The 18581-nt window shown below is 66.4% G+C and carries 17 protein-coding genes; 7 read left to right on the top strand and 10 right to left on the bottom strand.

Annotation, left to right across the window (positions count from 1 at the left end; translation table 11 throughout):
* Positions 1 to 81 precede the first annotated feature (81 nt).
* Positions 82 to 1014 (top strand): diiron oxygenase, encoded by a 933-nt coding sequence (locus ACFWU2_RS02630; RefSeq protein ID WP_378599863.1) that lies wholly within the window; start codon positions 82 to 84, stop codon positions 1012 to 1014.
* A 59-nt stretch (positions 1015 to 1073) separates the two neighbouring features.
* The gene (locus ACFWU2_RS02625) at positions 1074 to 1853 is read left to right on the top strand and encodes an SDR family oxidoreductase (RefSeq protein WP_378599859.1); all 780 of its coding nucleotides are present in this window, start codon (positions 1074 to 1076) and stop codon (positions 1851 to 1853) included.
* 55 nt (positions 1854 to 1908) lie between these two features.
* On the opposite strand, the gene ACFWU2_RS02620 is transcribed toward ACFWU2_RS02625, so the two are convergent.
* Complete coding sequence (locus ACFWU2_RS02620) at positions 1909 to 2715, bottom strand: IclR family transcriptional regulator (RefSeq protein ID WP_378600257.1); 807 nt, start codon at positions 2713 to 2715, stop codon at positions 1909 to 1911.
* A gap of 464 nt (positions 2716 to 3179) precedes the next feature.
* Here ACFWU2_RS02620 and ACFWU2_RS02615 point away from each other — a divergent pair, with 464 nt between their 5' ends.
* A complete protein-coding gene (locus ACFWU2_RS02615; RefSeq protein WP_378599856.1) occupies positions 3180 to 4493 on the top strand; it encodes a bifunctional o-acetylhomoserine/o-acetylserine sulfhydrylase in 1314 nt (437 codons plus the stop codon).
* A gap of 91 nt (positions 4494 to 4584) precedes the next feature.
* Here the strand turns inward: ACFWU2_RS02615 and ACFWU2_RS02610 are convergent, their stop codons facing one another.
* From ACFWU2_RS02610 to ACFWU2_RS02590, 5 genes are all read right to left on the bottom strand, one after another.
* Complete coding sequence (locus ACFWU2_RS02610; RefSeq protein WP_378599852.1) at positions 4585 to 4953, bottom strand: hypothetical protein; 369 nt, start codon at positions 4951 to 4953, stop codon at positions 4585 to 4587.
* Entirely contained in the window at positions 4950 to 5654 is a 705-nt protein-coding gene (locus ACFWU2_RS02605; protein ID WP_378599847.1) for an ABC transporter ATP-binding protein, read from the bottom strand. The genes ACFWU2_RS02610 and ACFWU2_RS02605 overlap by 4 nt, the downstream gene beginning before the upstream one ends.
* Positions 5651 to 6394 (bottom strand): ABC transporter ATP-binding protein, encoded by a 744-nt coding sequence (locus ACFWU2_RS02600; protein ID WP_378599843.1) that lies wholly within the window; start codon positions 6392 to 6394, stop codon positions 5651 to 5653. Before ACFWU2_RS02600 ends, ACFWU2_RS02605 begins: the two co-directional genes overlap by 4 nt.
* Entirely contained in the window at positions 6387 to 8657 is a 2271-nt protein-coding gene (locus ACFWU2_RS02595; protein WP_378599838.1) for an ABC transporter permease, read from the bottom strand. Before ACFWU2_RS02595 ends, ACFWU2_RS02600 begins: the two co-directional genes overlap by 8 nt.
* 64 nt (positions 8658 to 8721) lie before the next feature.
* The gene (locus ACFWU2_RS02590; protein ID WP_378599834.1) at positions 8722 to 10140 is read right to left on the bottom strand and encodes an ABC transporter substrate-binding protein; all 1419 of its coding nucleotides are present in this window, start codon (positions 10138 to 10140) and stop codon (positions 8722 to 8724) included.
* Positions 10141 to 10405: 265 nt separating this feature from the next.
* Between ACFWU2_RS02590 and ACFWU2_RS02585 the strand changes: the two genes are divergently transcribed.
* Entirely contained in the window at positions 10406 to 12070 is a 1665-nt protein-coding gene (locus ACFWU2_RS02585; RefSeq protein ID WP_378599830.1) for a class I adenylate-forming enzyme family protein, read from the top strand.
* 21 nt (positions 12071 to 12091) lie between these two features.
* Here ACFWU2_RS02585 and ACFWU2_RS02580 read toward each other — a convergent pair whose 3' ends face one another.
* Positions 12092 to 12994: an amidohydrolase family protein gene (locus ACFWU2_RS02580; RefSeq protein ID WP_378599825.1), complete on the bottom strand. Its 903-nt coding sequence runs from the start codon at positions 12992 to 12994 to the stop codon at positions 12092 to 12094.
* Between the two features lie 49 nt (positions 12995 to 13043).
* Positions 13044 to 13568 (bottom strand): ribonuclease H, encoded by a 525-nt coding sequence (locus ACFWU2_RS02575; protein WP_378599820.1) that lies wholly within the window; start codon positions 13566 to 13568, stop codon positions 13044 to 13046.
* Positions 13569 to 13656: 88 nt separating this feature from the next.
* Between ACFWU2_RS02575 and ACFWU2_RS02570 the strand changes: the two genes are divergently transcribed.
* The 3 genes from ACFWU2_RS02570 to ACFWU2_RS02560 all read left to right on the top strand — a co-directional run bounded on the left by ACFWU2_RS02570 (position 13657) and on the right by ACFWU2_RS02560 (position 15739).
* Entirely contained in the window at positions 13657 to 14592 is a 936-nt protein-coding gene (locus ACFWU2_RS02570; RefSeq protein ID WP_378599815.1) for a DNA-3-methyladenine glycosylase family protein, read from the top strand.
* A gap of 82 nt (positions 14593 to 14674) precedes the next feature.
* Positions 14675 to 15148: a MarR family winged helix-turn-helix transcriptional regulator gene (locus ACFWU2_RS02565; RefSeq protein WP_378599810.1), complete on the top strand. Its 474-nt coding sequence runs from the start codon at positions 14675 to 14677 to the stop codon at positions 15146 to 15148.
* A 30-nt stretch (positions 15149 to 15178) separates the two neighbouring features.
* Positions 15179 to 15739, top strand: coding sequence for an acyl-CoA thioesterase (locus ACFWU2_RS02560; RefSeq protein ID WP_378599806.1), 561 nt, complete (start codon positions 15179 to 15181; stop codon positions 15737 to 15739).
* Positions 15740 to 15777: 38 nt separating this feature from the next.
* Here ACFWU2_RS02560 and ACFWU2_RS02555 read toward each other — a convergent pair whose 3' ends face one another.
* Together ACFWU2_RS02555 and ACFWU2_RS02550 are read right to left on the bottom strand one after the other, a co-directional pair.
* Positions 15778 to 16926, bottom strand: coding sequence for an acyl-CoA dehydrogenase family protein (locus ACFWU2_RS02555; RefSeq protein WP_378599801.1), 1149 nt, complete (start codon positions 16924 to 16926; stop codon positions 15778 to 15780).
* Between the two features lie 76 nt (positions 16927 to 17002).
* Positions 17003 to 18520, bottom strand: a complete 1518-nt coding sequence (locus tag ACFWU2_RS02550; protein ID WP_378599797.1) for an acyl-CoA synthetase — start codon at positions 18518 to 18520, stop codon at positions 17003 to 17005.
* Between the last annotated feature and the right edge of the window lie 61 nt (positions 18521 to 18581).

The following is an 18581-nucleotide window of genomic DNA, read 5'->3' as shown; positions in this document are numbered from 1 at the left end:
CGGGCGCAGACGTTGTGCTGTGCGCGCGATCACGCTAACCTCACTTAACAGTTACCCGTCGTCACACTTAAAGGTGGAGACATGACCGCATCGCTCACCCGCGAATCCAGCAAGGGTTTCGTACCCGGCATCCGGCTTTCCGATCGTGAGGAAACGGCCGGTCGCCTGCTCGCTTCGTCCGCCCGCAAGTCGTACGACCCGGTCGTCGAAGTGGACTGGGAGGCACCCGTCCCCGACGACAAATTCGGCATGACCCCCGAATGGAGCACCCTCTACGGCACCGCGCTGTGGGACGAACTCACCGACAAGCAGCGCATCGAGCTCACCAAGCACGAGGCCGCGAGCGTGTCGAGCACCGGCCTGTGGTTCGAGATCCTGCTCATGCAGATGCTCCTGCGCGACGTGTACGACCGCAACAAGCACAGCCGCCACGTGCAGTTCGCGCTCACTGAGGTTGCCGACGAGTGCCGCCACTCCGTGATGTTCGCCCGGGCCGGCGAGCGCTTGAACATGCCGGGCTACGGTCCGCCCCGCTACATCCACCACCTCGGACGGCTGTGGGGTCACTTCTTCAAGGGCGCCAACGCGTACGCCGCGGTGATGGCCGCCGAGGAAATCCTCGACATGATGCAGCGCGACTTCATGCGCGACGAACGCGTCCAGCCCGTCACACGCGCGGTCTCGAAGATCCACGTGCTCGAGGAGGCGCGCCACATCCGCTTCGCTCGCGAAGAGGTCGGACGGCGACTCAACGGTGCGAGCCGCCTGCGGCTCGCAATCGAACGCATCAACACCGCAGTGGTCGTGTACTTCGTCGTCAAGAGCATGATCCACCCCGACGTCTACGCCAACGCGGGCCTCGACGCCGAGCGTGCCGTTCACGAAGCACGGAACAACACGTACCACCACGACCGGGTGCGCAAGTCCGGTGCCAAGCTCATGACGTTCCTCGACACCGTCGGCCTGGTCGGCGGCCCGTCGAAGTTCCTCTACAAGAAGGTGCACCTGCTGTAGTCGACTGGTGAGCGGGAACGGCGGTCCGCCGCCGCGCATTTCGGCATAGTCTGCCGGGCATGTTCCTCGACAATCCTGCCGACTTCACCGGCCGTGCGGTCCTCGTGACCGGCGGCACCAAGGGCATCGGATACGTCATCGCCGAGACCTTCCTGGCCGCCGGCGCGGACGTACTCGTATGCGGTCGCACCGCGCCCGACACGCTGCCCACCGTGGATTCCCGTTCCGCTGCGTTCACCGCTGCCGACATCCGTGATGCCGGGCAGGCGAAGTCTCTCGTCGAGACGGCCGTCGAAAAATTCGGCCGTCTCGACGTTCTCGTCAACAACGCCGGCGGATCCCCCGATTCGGACGCCGCGACCGTATCGACGCGCTTCTTCGACAAGATCGTCGCCCTCAACCTGCTCGCCCCGTTCTACGTCGCCCAGGCGGCGAACGCCGTCATGTGCCGGCAGGACGACGGTGGGTCGATCATCAACATCGGGAGCGTGTCGGCACACGACCCGCAGCCCGGCACCGCCGCATATACGGCCGCGAAGGCGGGACTGCTCGCGCTGACGAAGGCGCTCGCCCTCGAGTGGGCTCCGGCAGTACGGGTCAACCACATCACCACCGGACTGATCCGGACCGAAGCCGCAGCGGAGGTGTACGGAGCAGACGGTGGTGCCGCCGTGACGAAGACACTGCCGATGCAACGCATGGCCGTTCCGTCGGACATCGCGGGTGCATGCCTGTTTCTCGCCGGACCGCTGGCGTCGTACGTGAACGGAGCAGACCTCGCCGTGCACGGCGGCGGAGAACTGCCCGCGCGGTACATGGCGCTGCACCCGGAGCGCTGACGTCGCCCGCCTGCCTTCCGCTGCGAACTCGGCCCTCCGCCCGGAGTTCTCTGCTCTACCGGCTTCCGGCAGCCTTGGCGACCACCCGGTCGAGTGAGCCGGACGCCGGCAATGCCGTGCCGGGGACGGTCTCTTCCCGATCGTGATCCGGAAAGAGCGTGCGGGTGATCTTGCGGGCCGCGTCGGCGACGATCGGCGCCACCCATTCGAGGCGGGTCGAACGCGCGTCTGCGGCCAGGGAGAGCGCCGCGACAGGGCCGTCGACGCCCCGCAGCGCCACGCCGACGCATCCGATGCCGGGCGCGGCTTCCTCGCGTTCGAAAGCGACACCCCGACGCTTGCGGATGCGGTTCAGTTCCTGATGGAGCGTCGCGTTGTCGCCGATGGTGCGGTCGGTGCACGGCGGCAGACGCTTGCCGTAGAGAGCGTCGACGCGCTCGGGCTCGAGCCAGGCGAGTATCGCTTTGCCGGATGCGGTGGCATAGGCGGGAAAACGGCCGCCGACACGCGACGGCACACTCGACGCGAATTGTCCCCCGACCTTGTCGAGGTAGAGAACCTCGTTGCCGTCGAGGACGGTCAGATGCACGACCGCGCCCGTCTGCAGCGCGAGTTCGTGGAGATGCGGCGCTGCCGCCTCCCGGATACGCCGATGCCCCGTGTCGCTACCGCCGAGTCCGAGCGCGCGTGCCCCCAGGCAGTATCCGAACGACGCGTGGTCGATCCACCCGCGGCCGACCAGCTGGTCGAGGATGCGGTGCACCGTCGAGCGGGGAAGCCCCGAACGGCAGGTGACCTCCTCGAGCGTGAGCGCTCCCCTGCTGTCGAAACTCTCGAGGATGAGCGTCATCCGATCGATCATCGACGGTGGTAATTCGCGCTTCACCGGAGTGGGTGCATGCCCGATCGAGAAGTCGACGGCGGTCAAATTTACCTCCAAAAGCACTGGCCACGACCCTGCGCGCCCCACGAAACTAGAATCTGTTCCAGCACGTTAGCAGGATCACACACGGCTCCGAAAGGGCAACACACAGGCTGTAGGTAACGTTCACCGGCCACACCCCCTGACCTGGCCCCGGTTTCCTACGGGCCTGGTCGGAATCGTCGCCAGCCGTTATTGTCGAAGCCGTGAGCAAGACGTACGAGCGGTTGGCACAGCGACCGCACCGTCATGCCTGTCTCCTGTGTATGTGCGGGTGCCCGGCCGGCTGACCGCCCGCACCCACCCCGGCCCCCGCGGACCGCTTTCGGCGGCATCGCGCGCGGAGCCGCAAGGTCAGCGTCTCGACGACCCGTTCCACTCACCGAATCCGGAGCAGCAGACCCATGAGCGACAACACCCCCGAAGCAGTCGATCCCACCGCGTCGTGGAGCTTCGAGACCAAACAGATCCACGTCGGCCAGCCCGCCGGGGGAGACACCAAAGCCCGTGCGCTGCCGATCTACCAGACCACCAGCTACACGTTCGACAACACCGATCACGCCGCAGCGCTCTTCGGTCTCGCCGAGCCGGGCAACATCTACACGCGCATCATGAACCCGACCCAGGACGCGGTCGAGCAGCGCATCGCCTCGCTGGAAGGTGGCGTCGCCGCGCTGCTCCTGTCCTCCGGGCAAGCTGCCGAGACGTTCGCGATCCTCAACCTCGCCGGCTCCGGTGACCACATCGTCTCGAGCCCGTACCTGTACGGCGGCACGTACAACCTCTTCCACTACACGTTGCCCAAGCTCGGGATCGAGGTCTCGTTCGTCGAGGACCCGGACGATCTCGACCAGTGGCGCGACGCCGTGCGGCCCACCACGCGGGCGTTCTACGGCGAAACCATCGCCAACCCGAAGAACCACATCCTCGATATCTCCGGCATCTCCGGCGTTGCGCACGACAACGGCCTGCCGCTGATCGTGGACAACACGGTCGCCACCCCGTACCTGTTGCGTCCCCTCGAGCACGGTGCCGACATCGTGGTGCACTCGGCAACCAAGTACCTCGGCGGCCACGGCACGGCAATCGCCGGCGTGATCGTCGACGGTGGCACCTTCGACTGGACGCAGGGCCGCCATCCCGGCTTCACCACGCCCGACCCCAGCTACCACGGTGTGGTCTTCGCCGATCTCGGCGCTCCCGCGTACGCCCTCAAGGCACGCGTGCAGTTGCTGCGCGACCTCGGCTCGGCGGTATCGCCGTTCAACGCGTTCCTCATCTCGCAGGGAATCGAGACCCTGAGCCTGCGGATGGAACGCCACGTCGCCAACGCGCAGAAGGTCGCCGAGTTCCTCGAGGCCCGGCCCGAGGTCACCTCGGTGGCATATGCGGGCCTGGAGTCCTCGCCCTGGCACGGTCGGGCCGAGCAGCTCACGCCGAAGGGGCCCGGCGCCATCGTGGTGTTCGAACTCGCGGGCGGTATCGACGCCGGTAAGAAGTTCGTCAACGCGCTGACCTTGCACAGCCACGTCGCCAACATCGGCGACGTCCGTTCGCTGGTGATCCATCCGGCGTCCACCACCCACTCGCAGCTCACCGCCGAAGAGCAGCTTGCGGCGGGCGTCACCCCCGGCCTGGTCCGCCTGGCCGTCGGCATCGAGAACATCGACGACATCCTCGCCGACATCACCACCGGCCTCGAGGCAGCGGGTTCCTGACACCCTCGGCTCGAACCGACGGCAGGCCCGGCCTCGACGAACCGAGGCCGGGCCTGCCGTTTCGGGCGCCGGGTGTGCCCGGCTCACCGTGTCAGATCTTGTCGCGCGAGAGGGCCTCGACGATACGCTCGGTCTGCGCGTTGCCCTCCAGGAGCTGACGCACCAGCCACAACCTCAGAACCTTTGCGACCACCGACGCCACGTAGACGGCAGCGCCGACCAGCGTCACCGCGATGAATCCCATGCTCAGCAGCTGATACGAGGCGATGTCTCGCAGGTCCGACAGGGTCAGCGAGGCGATGTAGACGACGAATACGGCTGCCACCCCGATGATCATCAGCACCATGCCGGCAATCCGGCCCCTCCCGCCGGATCCGCTGCCCGTGGTGCCCAGCCCCAGCGCAGCCACATCCTGCTTGAATTGCTCACGTCGTTCGTCGACCGCAGTGGTCATCGTCATCCTCCTAGGTAGCTGGTAGACAGTTCTTCTTCGATCTCCGCCGGATCACCCGCGCGCACCACGCGTCCCTGCAGCATCAGCGCGGCGCTGGTGGCGATGGGCAGGACAGCCCGAGCGAACTGTTCCGCAACGAGAATCGAGACCCCTTCCGCCGCAAGCTCTCCCACGATGTCGTAGATCTGCGAGACAATCCGGGGCGCCAGGCCCATGGAGAGTTCGTCGAGCAGCAACACGGTGGGATTCGTCCCGAGCGCCCGCGACAACGCGAGCATCTGCTGTTCTCCACCCGACATCGATCCCGCCAGCTGAGTCCGGCGTTCACCGAGAATGGGGAACCGTGCGTACGCCACGTCCTCGAGTTCGGCGAGTGTGACACCCGTGCCGGTGGCGATCCACAGGTTCTCTCGCACCGTCAGGTTGGGGAAGACCCCGCGCCCCTCGGGAATCGAGCAGACCCCCAGGCGCGCCAACTCGGCTGCCGATGCCCCGTTCACGACATGTCCACCGAGCCGGAGCTCGCCGGACGACACCGGGTGGATGCCGGAGCACACCTTCAGCGTCGTCGTCTTGCCGCCACCGTTGGGTCCGAGCAGCGCGACGACCGCTCCCGGTGCGAGGGCGAGGTCCACACCGTGCAGCACTTCGATGGAACCGTATCCCGCACGTACACCGGCCAGTTCGAGCAAGGGTTCGGGACTCATATCGCCTCCTTCTCGGTTCCGATGTAGGCGTTGATCACCGCGGGATCGTTCTTGATCTCGTCGGGAACCCCACTTGCCAGCACTGCGCCGTAATCGAGCACATGGATCGTGGAGCAGATCTTCATCACCAGCGGAATGTCGTGTTCCACCAGGCAGATCGCGAGCCCGTCCTCGGCCAGACCGGTGAGCAACGCGGCGAACTCCTCGGTTTCCTGCTCCGTCTGACCGGACGCCGGTTCGTCGAGCAACAGGATCTGCGGATCGGTCATCAGTGCTCGCGCCACCTCGACGACGCGTGCCCGCCCGGTGGGGATGTCGGACACATCCTGATCCGCGATGTCGCGCAGACCCGTCAGCCCGAGCAACCGATCGGCTTCCGCTTCCACGTCGATCCGCCCGCGCGAGTTCGCATTGTGGATGTCGCCTGCCACCCGCAGGTTGTCCCGCACCGACAGCGACACGAACAGTTCGAGACGCTGGAAGGTGCGCGCGAGGCCCATTCGCGCCCGCTTGTACGGCGGCAGGGTGGTCACGTCCCGGCCGTCGACGAACACTCGGCCTGCCGTCGGCTTCTGCAGCCCGGTGATGGTGTTGAACAGCGTGGTCTTGCCGGCACCGTTCGGTCCGATCAGACCGGTCACGGTGCCGCGCCCGACTTCGATACTCACGTCCTTGACGGCGACATGGCCTCCGAATCGGACAGTGATACCGCGTGTTTCGAGAATCGGCGTGTCAGCCATTGGTGACCAGCTCCTTGTCCGCCCGGGCAGGCGGGGTCGACAGGTACTCCGAGATTCCGAGTTCACGATCGATCTCGTCACGTGCCTCGGCGCTGTACGGCTCGTCGAGCCCGATACGTTCCGGGATCAGCGGGCGACGTCGCGCGGCCTCTTCTTCACCGAGCACCGCCTCCGGCATCAGCCACTGCCCCATCACCGGCAGCATGAACACCGTCGCAATCGTGATCGACGCGAACCACCAGTTGTCGAGTACTCCGACGAGCGCGAGCAGGTACGACACCAGCACCACCGCTGCGCCACCCGCCAGAACAGGCTTCGCGTTCGCGAGGTGACGGTAGCCCTCGACGACCTGGTGGACACTGCCACTGGGGTTGGCCGCGACGCCGATACCGATCAGTGCCGGGCTCACCGCCGCGACGTGCCCGAGGAACGTCCACATGCCCGCGAGGTCCGGCTGTGCGGACGCGAGATTCGAGAACGAGGTCATGATGACCGCGAATCCGACGCCGGACATCAAACCGCCGAACAATGCGCCCGACACGTAGCCGATACCTGCGACCACGGTGAGCATCAGCAACGACAGACTCACCATGATCGAGAAGCTCTCGTTGGACACCGATCCCATCGCGCTCGCCATGAAGAGCCCACCGAGCCCTGCGATGCCGGCCGAGAGTGTGAAGACGCCGAGCTTGAGCCGCACGAGGCTCTGACCGAGCATCGCCGACGCGGCGGGACTGTCCTTCATCGCGGCGAGTCGACGTCCGTAACCGCTGTTGCGCAGGGCGATGACGCCGACGCCCAGCACAGCGAAGATCACCGTGACCGTCATCAGGAAGGTGGTGTCGTCGCGCAGGTCGAGCGGTCCCACCTTCAGCGGCGGAATAGCGATGTTCCCGTCGGTGAAGATGGAGAACTTGATACCGAACATCTCGTGCACAGTGGTGTCGCGCAGCACCATGTTGGACAGGAACACCCCGAACGCCATGGTGGCCAACGCCAGGTAGAGTCCCCGCAGCCGCAGGGCCGGCAGCGCGATGAGGCCGCCGACCACCGCCGTCGCCGCGACGCCGAGGGCGATGCCCCACAGGTTCAGATGGGCGGCGAGCCCGCTGCCGGAAATCCCGAAGTGGAACGCGACGATGGTCGCGATCGCGCCGAAAGATACCGGCGCCAGGTTCATCTCGCCCGCATAGCCGGTCAGCAGGGTCAGCGACAGCGCGATGATCGCGAAGGTCATGCCGATCGTCAGAGTGGTGATTGCCGAGGTGACCATCAAAAGCCGGATGGCATAGACGATCACTACCAGAGCCACCGCCCACGCGACGGCCTTGCGCACCGACGGCACGTGGTAGCGCTCCCGGGTTCGGGTGACCGCTCCACGCAGACGGTCCTGCGGCAGCACGATGAGCACGACGAACAGGGCGATCATCGGCAGGGACACCCGCAGGTTCGACGTCCACGTCCATGCCGTCGGGAAGTACGCGAGCACGTACGTCGCGGTCAGGCCGAGGAACAGAGCACCGGCGAAAGTCCGCGGAATGCTCCGCAACCGGCCGAACATCGCGGCGGCGAACGCATCGATCACCAGCAGCGTCAGCATGTTCGCTTCGAGGGTGCCGCCGTTGATCGGTGTCACGAGGATGCCGGCGAGCACGGCGAGCGTCGAGCCCAGCATCCACGACAGTGCGGCGAGCCGGTCCGGGTCGTGTCCGTTGAGCCGCAACAAATCCGGATCGTCGACCACGCCACGCATGGCGACACCGGAGCGGGTGCGGGTGAACATGACCCGCAACCCGATCGCGATGAGGACAGCGACCGCGATGCAGATCAGTTCGTGGTATCGGATTCCCACCCCGAAGATGTCGATCTTGGCTTGGTCGCCGAAGAACATCGTCATCGTCCGGGCCTGCTCGGGATGCCAGAACCAGTGTGACACCGACAGCATGCCCAGCAGGATCGAGACCGTGACGACGATCTTGGTGACCTCTGCGGTATTGCGCATGCCGCGCATGATGACGACGTAGAGCGCCAGCCCCATCAACGGTCCGAGGATGCCGAGCACGAGAAGCAGCGCCACCGGTGTGGGCAATCCCCAGCCGTAGCGGAACTGCCAGTATGCGAACGCCCCCAGCATGGCCTGCGCACCGTGCGCGAAGTTGAAGATGCCCGAGGTGTTGTAGGTGAGAACGAGGCCCGATGCGGCGATGGCGTACACCGATCCGAGCACCAACCCCACGATCGTGAAGGTCAGGAAGGTATCCATGCAAGTACCTCTGCTCGAGGGTGCCGGCGGTCGCGAATCACGCCGCCGGCACCGGTCGAACGGATCAGGCGGTCGGCCTGATGACGTTCGGGTTCAGGTATTTCGTGGCGATACGGTCCGGGCCCAGCTCGGTGCCCCACGTCTTCGCGTCGGTGGCGACGAGATACCGGTCGTCGCACTTGAACTCGGCGGCTTCCGCGGGGAACGCCTGTGAGTAGTCGGCACCCTTCAGTGCCACCACGAGACCGCACTTGGCAGGCATGTTGTTGCCCGGATCGGTGACGGCGTGCAATCCACCGCCGTCCCAGTCGTGGATCTGCGAGAGACCGTCGATCATGCACTGGCGGGTCAGGTCGGATCCGCATTCCTTCGCGGCGGTCGCCCACAGCAGGAAGGACGAGGTGGCCTGCATACCGAGGAGCGCGGTCTTGCCCCCCGCCTCGGACACGAGTTCGGTGTACTTCTTCACCGCAGGGACGGCGTCCGCGTGCTCGAGCATCTGGAACGTCATGCCGGCATGCATGTTGTCGAGCAGTCCGGTCTCACCGTTCCAGGTGGGAACGGCATTGGCGTACCAGGTGGCCTCGCCGAGGAGGATCGGATCGATGCCGACCTGGTCGAGCGCCTTGACGAAGTTGAACTCGGCAGGCACCGGTGAACGTGAGGTCCACAAGCCCTTGGCACCGCACTGCTTGATCTTCTCGGCGAACGGGACGTAGCTCGATTCGCCGTCGTAGTTGAGGGTGACACCGCAGTTCTTCAGGGTGAATCCAGCCGCTGCGGCGATCGAGCGGGCTTTGGTGTTCGCGGTGATGATCGTGGGCATCGTGCTGTCGACGACGTCGAATTCACCGACGAGTTCGGGATACATCTCGGCGATCTGGAACCACTGCGACCCGTTCGCGTAGTCGACGGGGAACGGAACACCCTGATAGGTCATCGGCCCGTTCGCCGCGTCGGGCGAGACGGTGAATGCCGGGACGGCCGCGAGGTTGCACGCGACCCGGGTCTGTTCCGAGGTCTGATCCATCGCGAACCCGTGGCCCACCAGCATGAACTCGGAGGCGCACGCGTTCTGCATGACAGCGTTGGCCTGCGTCATGGCAGCGTCGAAGTGGGTGCCCACGATCCGGCGGCCGTTGATACCGCCCTGCTCGTTGCACCAGTCGATCATGGCGGCGACAGCGTCGCCCATCTCCTTGTTCAGGCCGGGGCTCTTCGCGAACCCACGATCGTCTCCGTAACCGATACGGATTTCGGTGTCGCTCACACCCTGATCGGTGGCCCCGCTGGCATCACCTGCACCACAGGGCGATTCGAGAGTTCCGAAGGTCGCCTCCGACGCCGCGGCCGACTGGCCGGCGACAGTGGGCGATCCGGCGGACACAACTGCGTCGCCTTCCCGGTCGGAGGCACAGGCGGACGTCACCACCATGGCGGCCGCCAAGGCCGCCACCAGCTTCGTAGTAGAACTGCGTTTCACTTCGAGGTCTCCTTGGTCTCGACCGAGCCCCGCTCGAATACTGTGGACGGCGAGGGCCGAAGCATCACATCGGCGTGTCGGGTGACGCGAAGGTAGCCAGCGCATCGTGCACGACCTCGGGCACTCCCGGTGAGTGAGACCTGAAAGTGACCGTCACCACAGGTTCATCCGCTCAGTGGTACCGCTCACACACGCGGGGTGGCCGACGTGGCATCTTGTGCGTCACGTGACACGAGTAGTCGTCGGCAACCGGAAAGGCTCGTCCATGACAGCACCAGCAGATCTCCAACAGATGCTGATTCAAGTCGCTTCGAAACTCACCGGGCCCGGTGGACGATTCGAGGTCGTCGAGGAGGACGTGCGCGGAAACCGGATGCCGGTGATCCGCAATCGGGACCGGAAGGTCGGCGATCTCGTCGCCGCGTCGAAGGCGTGGGGTGACCGGGACTACCTGATCACGCTCGATCGACGGATGTCGTTTGCCGAACATGCCGACGCTGTGGCGGCGGTGGCTACCGCGATGCGCGACGAGTACGGAGTCGGCAAGGGCGACCGGGTCGCGCTCCTCGGCGCCAATTCCCCCGAGTGGATCGTCGCCTTCTGGGCGTCGCAGTGCCTGGGTGCCGTCGCCGTCGGACTCAACTCGTGGTGGACGCCATCCGAACTCGCCTACGGTGTCGAACTCGTGCGGCCGAAGGTCGTCGTGACGGACGCCAAGCGTGCCGACGTGCTCGCCCAGACGGGCCTGTCGGGGTTCACGGTCCTCACCGTCGAAGACGACCTGCCACGTCTTGTCGCCGAGCGGACCGGAGCGGAGCTTCCCACGTCCGATGTCGACGAGGACGACCCCGCGGTCATCCTGTTCACGAGCGGGACGAGCGGACGCCCCAAGGGAGCTCTGCATTCTCAGCGCAACCTGCTGGCCGTGGTGGACTACCACCGCTACTCGGACGCGATGGTCGCGCACATGTACGGCCGGACCTACGACGACTCCGTGCCCAGCGACAACCGGTATCTCCTGACCTCGCCGTTGTTCCACATCGCGAGCCTCCACAACCTCGCGGTGCCCCGGCTGGCCACGGGCAGTGCCGTCGTGATGACCGAGGGTCGCTTCGACGTCGATCAGGTCTTCGGGTTGATCGAGCGCGAGAAAGTCACCAACTGGGGTGCGGTGCCGACCATGGCGGCACGCATGCTGGAGCACAAGGACACCGACCGTTACGACCTGTCGTCGTTGTCTGCATTCGCGCTGGCGTCCGCGCCCTCGTCGCCCGCGTTCAAGAAGCGGCTGCGCGAGAAGTTTCCGTTTGCGGAGCAGGCTCTTGTGGACAGCTACGGCCTCACCGAGTGCAGCACCGCGGTCGCCGTAGCCACCGCGGGTGAGCTCGAGGCGTTCCCCGGCACGCTCGGACGACCGATCCTCACTGTCGCGATGGAAATCCGCGATCCTCTCGGGGACGTGGTGCCCGAGGGCGTCGAAGGCGAAGTCTGCGTTCGCAGCCCGTTCGTCATGCTCGGGTACTGGGAGGACGAGGCGGCCACCGCCGCCGCGATCACAGAGGGTGGCTGGCTGCGCACCGGAGACTTCGGTGTACTCGAGCAGGGACGGCTGAGGCTGACCGGCCGACGCTCGGATCTGATCCTTCGCGGCGGGGAGAACGTGTACCCCACCGAGATCGAGCAAGTGCTCGACGAGCATCCCGCAGTCCAGGAATGCGCAGTAGTCGGCGTCGATCACGAGGATCTGGGGCAGGAGGTGGCGGCAGTGGTCGTGCTCCATCCGGGCTCCGAAGTCAGCGAACAGGACCTGCGCGACTTCTGCGCGGAACGGCTTTCGTACTACAAGGTGCCCGCACACTGGCGGATCACCGGCGACGCACTGCCCCGAAATGCGACCGGAAAGATCCGGAGACGCGATGTGACCGTCTAGGAACGGGGCGGCCGGCCACGGTCACCCTGCGCTCGGCGAGCGGCCGCGTTGATCGATTCCGAACAGCGCGGCCGCGTTGTCGTGGCATACCGCCCGAAGCCAGTCCGAATCCGGTGCGACACGTGCGAGTGCCTCCAGTTGATGGAGGTAGGTGTAGGGAATATTGGGAAAGTCGCTTCCGAGAAGGATTTTCGACCGCAGGACATCGAGCCTCGGCAGGGCCTCCCGAGGAAACGGCGTGTCCTCCTCGACGAAGTCGGTGAACGCCATCGTGGTGTCCAGGTGGACCCGCTCGTACCTCTCGGCGAGATCGAGGAAGTCGACGTATTCGGGTAGCCCCATGTGCGCCACGATCACCGTGAGTTTCGGATGCCGCCGCAACAGTTCCGCCATCGGCTCCGGTCCGGTGTGGGTGCCGGGCGCCGGTCCCGATCCGCAGTGCACCACGATCGGCACCTCGGCGTCCTCGAGCAGTCCCCACACCTCGGTCAGCAGCGGATCGAGGGGTGTGTAATCGCCGACCTGCAGGTGCGACTTGAACACCTTCGTACCCGCCTCGAGCGCGGAGGTGACATACGCTCCCGCCCCGGGTTCGGGATAGAAGGTCGAGGTATGGAGGCAGCCGGGTGTGCGGGCCGCGAAATCGGCTGCCCACGAGTTGAGCCACGCCGCCATGCCGGGCTTGTGCGGGTACACCATCGAGGTGAAGCACCGCACCCCGAACGCCCGCAGTTGCGCGACCCGCTCTTCTTCGCTGGTCCGGTACGAAATCGGCCAGTGCCGGCCCACCAACGGTCCGGCCGAGTCGAAATATGCCCACACCTTGTCCATGACGCTGGTGGGCATGAAGTGGGTGTGCACGTCGACGAGTTCGTCGAGGCCGTGTTCCCGCCGGAACCGCGCGATCTGGTCAACCTCGCTCATGTCGCGACCGTACCCGAGCGGCCCGAGTGGGTGCCGGGCCACAACCTCGTCAGAAGAGCGTGAGTTCGACGTCTCCGGCCCTCGCCGACTCTGCTCGCGCCACCGCGCGCGGCAGTGGGTCGGGTACCTCGATGGGCCCGGGCCGGGCCGCGACCTCCCGGGCGGCCTCGCCGGCGAGCGTGTCGGCAACCTCGTTGAAGTGGTTGCCGACATGGCCGCGTACCCAGCGGAACCGCACCGGTCCGGCGCGGTCGACGAGTTCGCGGTCGATGGCCCGCACGAGTTCGATGTTTTTCACCGGCGATCCCGTGGACGTCTTCCAGCCCTTGCGTTTCCACCCGGGCAGCCACTCGGACGCACATTTGATGGCGTACTGCGAGTCGGATTCGATGATCATGGGCTCGGTACCGGGATGCGCGCGCAGTGCCTCGAGCACGGCACGGAGTTCGGCGATCTGGTTGGTACCGGAGCGTTCACCCCCCGATGCACTCGGTCCCTCGTGATTGACCCACGCCCATCCGATGGCACCACCTGGGTTACGCAGGCAGGATCCGTCGGTGCTCACGATGATCATGTCGCCGACCATAGCCTTTCCGTCCGACACCGGGAAACCGTCGCGGCCGTCACAGAGAGTCCGACCGCTACAGAGGTACGGTAGGTCGGTGACCGCGTCCGTCAACGATGCCGCACCTGTTGACACTCTCGTGAGGGTGCCCGGGCCCGTCGATGTCGCACAAACCCTGCGCCCGCTGCAGCGCGGACCCCGCGACCCCTGCCACCGCCGTGACGGAAGTGCCGTCTGGCGTGTGTCGCGCATGGAGTCGGGTCCTGTGACCTACCGGGTCACGCAGGCCGGGTCGGATTCCGTCCGCTGCCTCGCGTGGGGCCCCGGCTCCGGGGAACTACTCGATCGCCTTCCCGCTCTCCTCGGCGCCCACGACGACCCCTCCGGATTCGCTCCCGTTCACCCCGCGCTCGCCGAGGCGCACCGTCGCATGCCCGGTCTGCGCATCACCCGCACTGGCCGCGTACTCGAAGCACTCGTCCCCGCCATCCTCGAGCAGCGCGTGCACGGCATCGCGGCGTTCGCCTCCTGGCGTCAGCTGGTCACCCGCTTCGGGGAGCCCGCACCCGGTCCCGCACCGCAGGGCATGCGGGTGCCGCCGAGTGCGGAGTCGTGGCGACGGATCCCCTCGTGGGAGTTCCATCGCGCGAACGTCGACCCCGGGAGGGCCAAGACCATCGTGCGGTGCGCCCAGCTGGCCGACTCGCTCGAACGTCTCGTCGACGACGATCCCGCACGAGCGCGGCGCGCACTGCGTTCGGTGCCGGGCGTCGGGGTCTGGACGGCCGCCGAGGTCGCACAGCGGGCCCTCGGCGACGCCGACGCCCTGTCTGTCGGCGACTATCACCTCGCCACGGTCGTCGGCTGGGCACTGCTCGGTTCGCCGCTCGACGACGCGGGCATGGTGGAGTACCTCGAACCCCTTCGCCCGCACCGGTATCGAGCCGTGCGGCTGCTCGTCGAATCGGGAGGATATTCGAGCGTTCCGCGGCGAGGCCCGCGTACCGCCGTCACCGATCACCGCCGTCACTGATCGTCAGCGCCGTCACCATCACCGCCGTCACCGATCGGCACGACCCCCGCCGCCAGACTGCCGACCTCAGGGAGGTGTACGAATGTCCGACCCCGACAACTATCCCGTGCCGACCCGGCTCGACCACCTCCCGAGCTTTCTGCTGACACAGTCCGCCATGCGGGTGCACCGCGTGGTGTTCGACCGTCTCGATGCGGCCGGCGCACGCGGCCACCACTACCGGATGCTCTCCGCCCTCGACGAATTCGGCCCGTCCAGCCAGGTCGAACTCGGACGCCGATGTGGTCTCGACCGGAGCGACGTCGTTGCGTGCATCGACGCACTGGCAGATCGCATGTACGTCCGGCGCGCCTCCGACCCCAAGGATCGCCGGCGCAACATCGTCAGTCTCACGCGGAAAGGCCGCGACCGTCTGGCAGAACTCGAACGCGTGCTCACCGCCGTGCAGGACGAAGCCTTCGCGCCGCTCGACGGCCACGAACGCGAGCAACTCGTCGCCATGCTGACGAAGATCATCGACCACCACGTCCACCTCGCATCCGAGCGGCGGCCGTAAGCGTGCACACCCGCGACAGTCGTACTCTGGATGGGTGCGATCGGCAGAGATCCTGCAGGTCCCGCGCTCGAAAGGATCCCCGTGGAAGCAAAGCCTTGCAGCGAATCACGAGTCGTCAAGACCAATAGGGTCTTTCCCAACGACGTCAACGATCACAACACCCTCTTCGGGGGGAAATTGATGAGCGATATCGACATGACCGCGTCGATCTCGGCGACCCGCCACAGCCGCGCATCCGTGGTCACGGCCTCGACCGACTCTGTGGCGTTCCTCGCACCCGTGCACCAGACCGACTCTGTGTGCCTCGAGTCGTTCGTCACCTGGACCGGTCACAGCTCGATGGAAGTGTTCGTGAAGGTGACGGCCGAGAATCTGCGCAGCGGAGACCGCCGCATCGCGGCGACTGCCTTCCTGACGTTCGTGGCGATCGACGACGACGGACGCCCCACCGCGGTGCCGCCCGTGATTCCGGAATCCGACGAGGAGCGACAGCTCAACGCATCCGGTGAGGCGCGCGCCGAACATCGCCGGGCGCACCGTCGCCAGAGTCAGGAGATGGCTGCGTACCTCACCACGAGAAGGCCGTGGTGAGGTAACTCGCCCGTCGAAGCATCCGCGTGGTCACGCCGCTACAGCGACCGTGCGATGAGCACCTTCATGACTTCGTTCGCACCTGCATAGATGCGCTGGACCCGGGCGTCTTCGTACATCCGGGCGATGAGGTACTCCCGCATGTAACCGTAGCCGCCGTGTAGCTGGACACACCGGTCGACGACCTCGCACTGCTTGTCGGTGAGCCAGTACTTGACCATCGCCGCATCGGCGGGGTCGAGCCGACCGCGCAGGTGCTGCTCGATGCAGTGGTCGAGGAAGATGCGGCTGGTACGGGCGATGGTCTGGCACTCGGCGAGCTCGAACGCAGTGTTCTGGAACTCGAAGAGGCTGTGCCCGAACGCTTGTCGCGCCTTGGTGTACCGAACGGTCTCGTCGACCGCACGCTGCATGGCACCGGCCGCCTGCGCGCCGATGATGAGACGTTCCTGCACGAGCTGCGCCATGAGCTGCGCGAAGCCCTGCCCTTCTTCGCCGAGCAGGTTCGTCACCGGTACCCGCACGTCCGTGAACGACAGCTCCGACGTGTCGGCGGCATGCTGCCCCACCTTGTCGAGCACGCGCCCGACCGCGAAGCCCTCACAGTCGCGCAGATCGACGATGAGCAGCGACACGCCCTTGGCACCGGCCTTCGGGTCGGTCTTGACGGCGAGGACGATGACGTCGGCCGACGACCCGTTGGTGATGAACGTCTTCGACCCGTTGACGACGTACTCGTCGCCGTCGCGGATCGCGCTGGTCTTGATCGCCTTGAGATCCGAACCGGCTCCCGGCTCGGTCATGCCGATCGCACCGAGGATCTCGCCGGTTGCCATCCCGGGCAACCAGGTCCGCTTCTGCTCCTCCGAGCCGTACTCCAGGATGTAGTGCGCGACGATGCCGCTGTGCACGGAGATGCCGAGCGCGAGGTCGCCGGAGTATCCCTGCGCTTCGAACACGGCGAGGTCGTGCGCGAACGTGCCGCCGCCACCGCCGTACTCTTCCGGAACCGAGCACAGCAGCAGCCCCAGCTTGCCTGCCTCGAGCCACACGTGGCGGTCGATGCAACGCTGCTCGTCCCACTTCTCCGCGTGCCCCATGACCTCACGTTCGAAGAAGTCACCCGCCAATTCCGACAGTGCCCGCACCTCGTCGTCGTGCCACGACGGCACGTGCTTGTTCCTCATGTGTCCCCTTCGTTGATGTCCGGCCGGAACGGCCGGATGTCACAGTGTCGGTCGGCGTGCCCGACGCGGCCTCCGGTCAGACGGCGCGCAGTTCCCGCTTGAGCAGCTTGCCGCTCTGGTTGCGCGGGAGAGTATCGACGAAGCGGACGATCTTGGGCACCTTGAACGCCGCGAGCCGGTTCCGCACGTGGTCGACGAGTTCGCGCTCGGTGACCGTATGACCGTCCTTGAGTACGACCACTGCGGTGACCGCCTCGATCCACTTCTCGTCGGGGGTCCCGATGACGGCGACCTCCGCAACGGATCCGTGCGTGTAGAGAGCGTCCTCCACCTCACGGGAGGCGACGAGAATGCCGCCGGTGTTGATCACGTCCTTGATCCGGTCCACGACGGTGATGTACCCCTCCGGATCGCGGGTGACGAGGTCACCAGAGTGGAACCAGCCGTCGCGGAAGGCTTCCGCGGTAGCGTCCGGGTTCTCCCAGTAGCCGAGGCACAACTGCGGCGACCGGTAGAGCACTTCACCCGGTTCGCCGTCGGGAACGTCGTTCCCTTCGGCGTCGACGACGCGGGTCTCGACGAACAGCACCGCGCGCCCGCACGACGAGGGGCGGTCGGCGTGTTCGTCGGGTCCGAGCACGCAGGCCAGGGGGCCGATCTCGGACTGGCCGAAGCAGTTGTAGAAACCGAGGTCGGGGTAGCGCTCGCGCAACCGGTTCAGCACCGTGACCGGCATGATCGATGCGCCGTACTGCGCTTTGCGCAGCGACGACAGATCGCGCGTGTCCAGATCGGGGTGGTTGGCCAGGGGGACCCACACGGTGGGGGCGAGGAACAGCGATCCGATCCGCTCGGATTCGACCAGGCGCAGGATCTCCGGGATGTCCGGGGCCGGCAGCAGGGTGATCGTCGCGCCGACCGCGAGGTACGGGAGCAGGAACACGTGCATGGCTGCCGAGTGGTACAGCGGCATGCAGATCAGCGGATTGTCGTCGGCGCGCAAGTCGAGGGCGACGATCGACGACGTGTACTCGTGCACCAGTGCACCGTGAGTCATCATGGCGCCCTTGGGCTTCGACGTGGTCCCCGAGGTGTAGAGCAGTTGCACCAGATCGTCGGCGGACGGCGCGGCGTCGAGTGCAGGCACGGGACCGTTCGCCGCCTCGTGCAGCAGCGACGCGTCTTCATCGCGCAGTGCGAGCACGTGCTCGGCGGGAACGTCGGGCAGAACGCGGTCGAGTTCGCCGCGCAGTGCCGGATCGACGAGCACCGCCCTGGCCCCGGACTGCGCGAGGAGATAGGACAACTCTTCGCCGCGCAGCGCGTAATTGATCGGCACGTGCACGAGACCGGCGCGCGCCGCCCCGAGGTAACCCAGCACATACGCGTCGGAATTGGTGCCGTACCCGGCCACGCGGTCGCCGGCGGTGAGGCCGAGGGACAGCAGACGCGCGGCGGTCCGGGACACGGCGGCGTCCAGTTCCCGGTAGGTGAGGCTGCGATCGGCGAACCGCAGCGCGACACGGTCGGGGAACCTGGCGGCGGAACGGTGCACTACAGCGTCGACGGTGTTCGCACGGGGATCGGAACTCATGCGGGCAACGTTATAGGACGTCCAACAATTGGTCGAGACCTAACGCTCGATAAGCGCCGCG

The organism is Rhodococcus sp. NPDC058639, from assembly GCF_042717545.1.
GTDB lineage: Bacteria > Actinomycetota > Actinomycetes > Mycobacteriales > Mycobacteriaceae > Rhodococcus.
The sequence above is the reverse complement of the archived record's forward strand: the minus strand, read 5'-3'. Positions and strand labels throughout refer to the sequence as shown.

Bases quoted from the DNA above. Each gene is read 5' to 3' on its own strand.
- ACFWU2_RS02630 (WP_378599863.1), top strand. From the start codon at position 82: ATGACCGCATCGCTCACCCGCGAATCCAGCAAGGGTTTCGTACCCGGC.
- ACFWU2_RS02625 (WP_378599859.1), top strand. From the start codon at position 1,074: ATGTTCCTCGACAATCCTGCCGACTTCACCGGCCGTGCGGTCCTCGTG.
- ACFWU2_RS02620 (WP_378600257.1), bottom strand. From the start codon at position 2,715: ATGATCGATCGGATGACGCTCATCCTCGAGAGTTTCGACAGCAGGGGA.
- ACFWU2_RS02615 (WP_378599856.1), top strand. From the start codon at position 3,180: ATGAGCGACAACACCCCCGAAGCAGTCGATCCCACCGCGTCGTGGAGC.
- ACFWU2_RS02610 (WP_378599852.1), bottom strand. From the start codon at position 4,953: ATGACGATGACCACTGCGGTCGACGAACGACGTGAGCAATTCAAGCAG.
- ACFWU2_RS02605 (WP_378599847.1), bottom strand. From the start codon at position 5,654: ATGAGTCCCGAACCCTTGCTCGAACTGGCCGGTGTACGTGCGGGATAC.
- ACFWU2_RS02600 (WP_378599843.1), bottom strand. From the start codon at position 6,394: ATGGCTGACACGCCGATTCTCGAAACACGCGGTATCACTGTCCGATTC.
- ACFWU2_RS02595 (WP_378599838.1), bottom strand. From the start codon at position 8,657: ATGGATACCTTCCTGACCTTCACGATCGTGGGGTTGGTGCTCGGATCG.
- ACFWU2_RS02585 (WP_378599830.1), top strand. From the start codon at position 10,406: ATGACAGCACCAGCAGATCTCCAACAGATGCTGATTCAAGTCGCTTCG.
- ACFWU2_RS02580 (WP_378599825.1), bottom strand. From the start codon at position 12,994: ATGAGCGAGGTTGACCAGATCGCGCGGTTCCGGCGGGAACACGGCCTC.
- ACFWU2_RS02575 (WP_378599820.1), bottom strand. From the start codon at position 13,568: ATGATCATCGTGAGCACCGACGGATCCTGCCTGCGTAACCCAGGTGGT.
- ACFWU2_RS02565 (WP_378599810.1), top strand. From the start codon at position 14,675: ATGTCCGACCCCGACAACTATCCCGTGCCGACCCGGCTCGACCACCTC.
- ACFWU2_RS02560 (WP_378599806.1), top strand. From the start codon at position 15,179: ATGGGTGCGATCGGCAGAGATCCTGCAGGTCCCGCGCTCGAAAGGATC.
- ACFWU2_RS02555 (WP_378599801.1), bottom strand. From the start codon at position 16,926: ATGAGGAACAAGCACGTGCCGTCGTGGCACGACGACGAGGTGCGGGCA.
- ACFWU2_RS02550 (WP_378599797.1), bottom strand. From the start codon at position 18,520: ATGAGTTCCGATCCCCGTGCGAACACCGTCGACGCTGTAGTGCACCGT.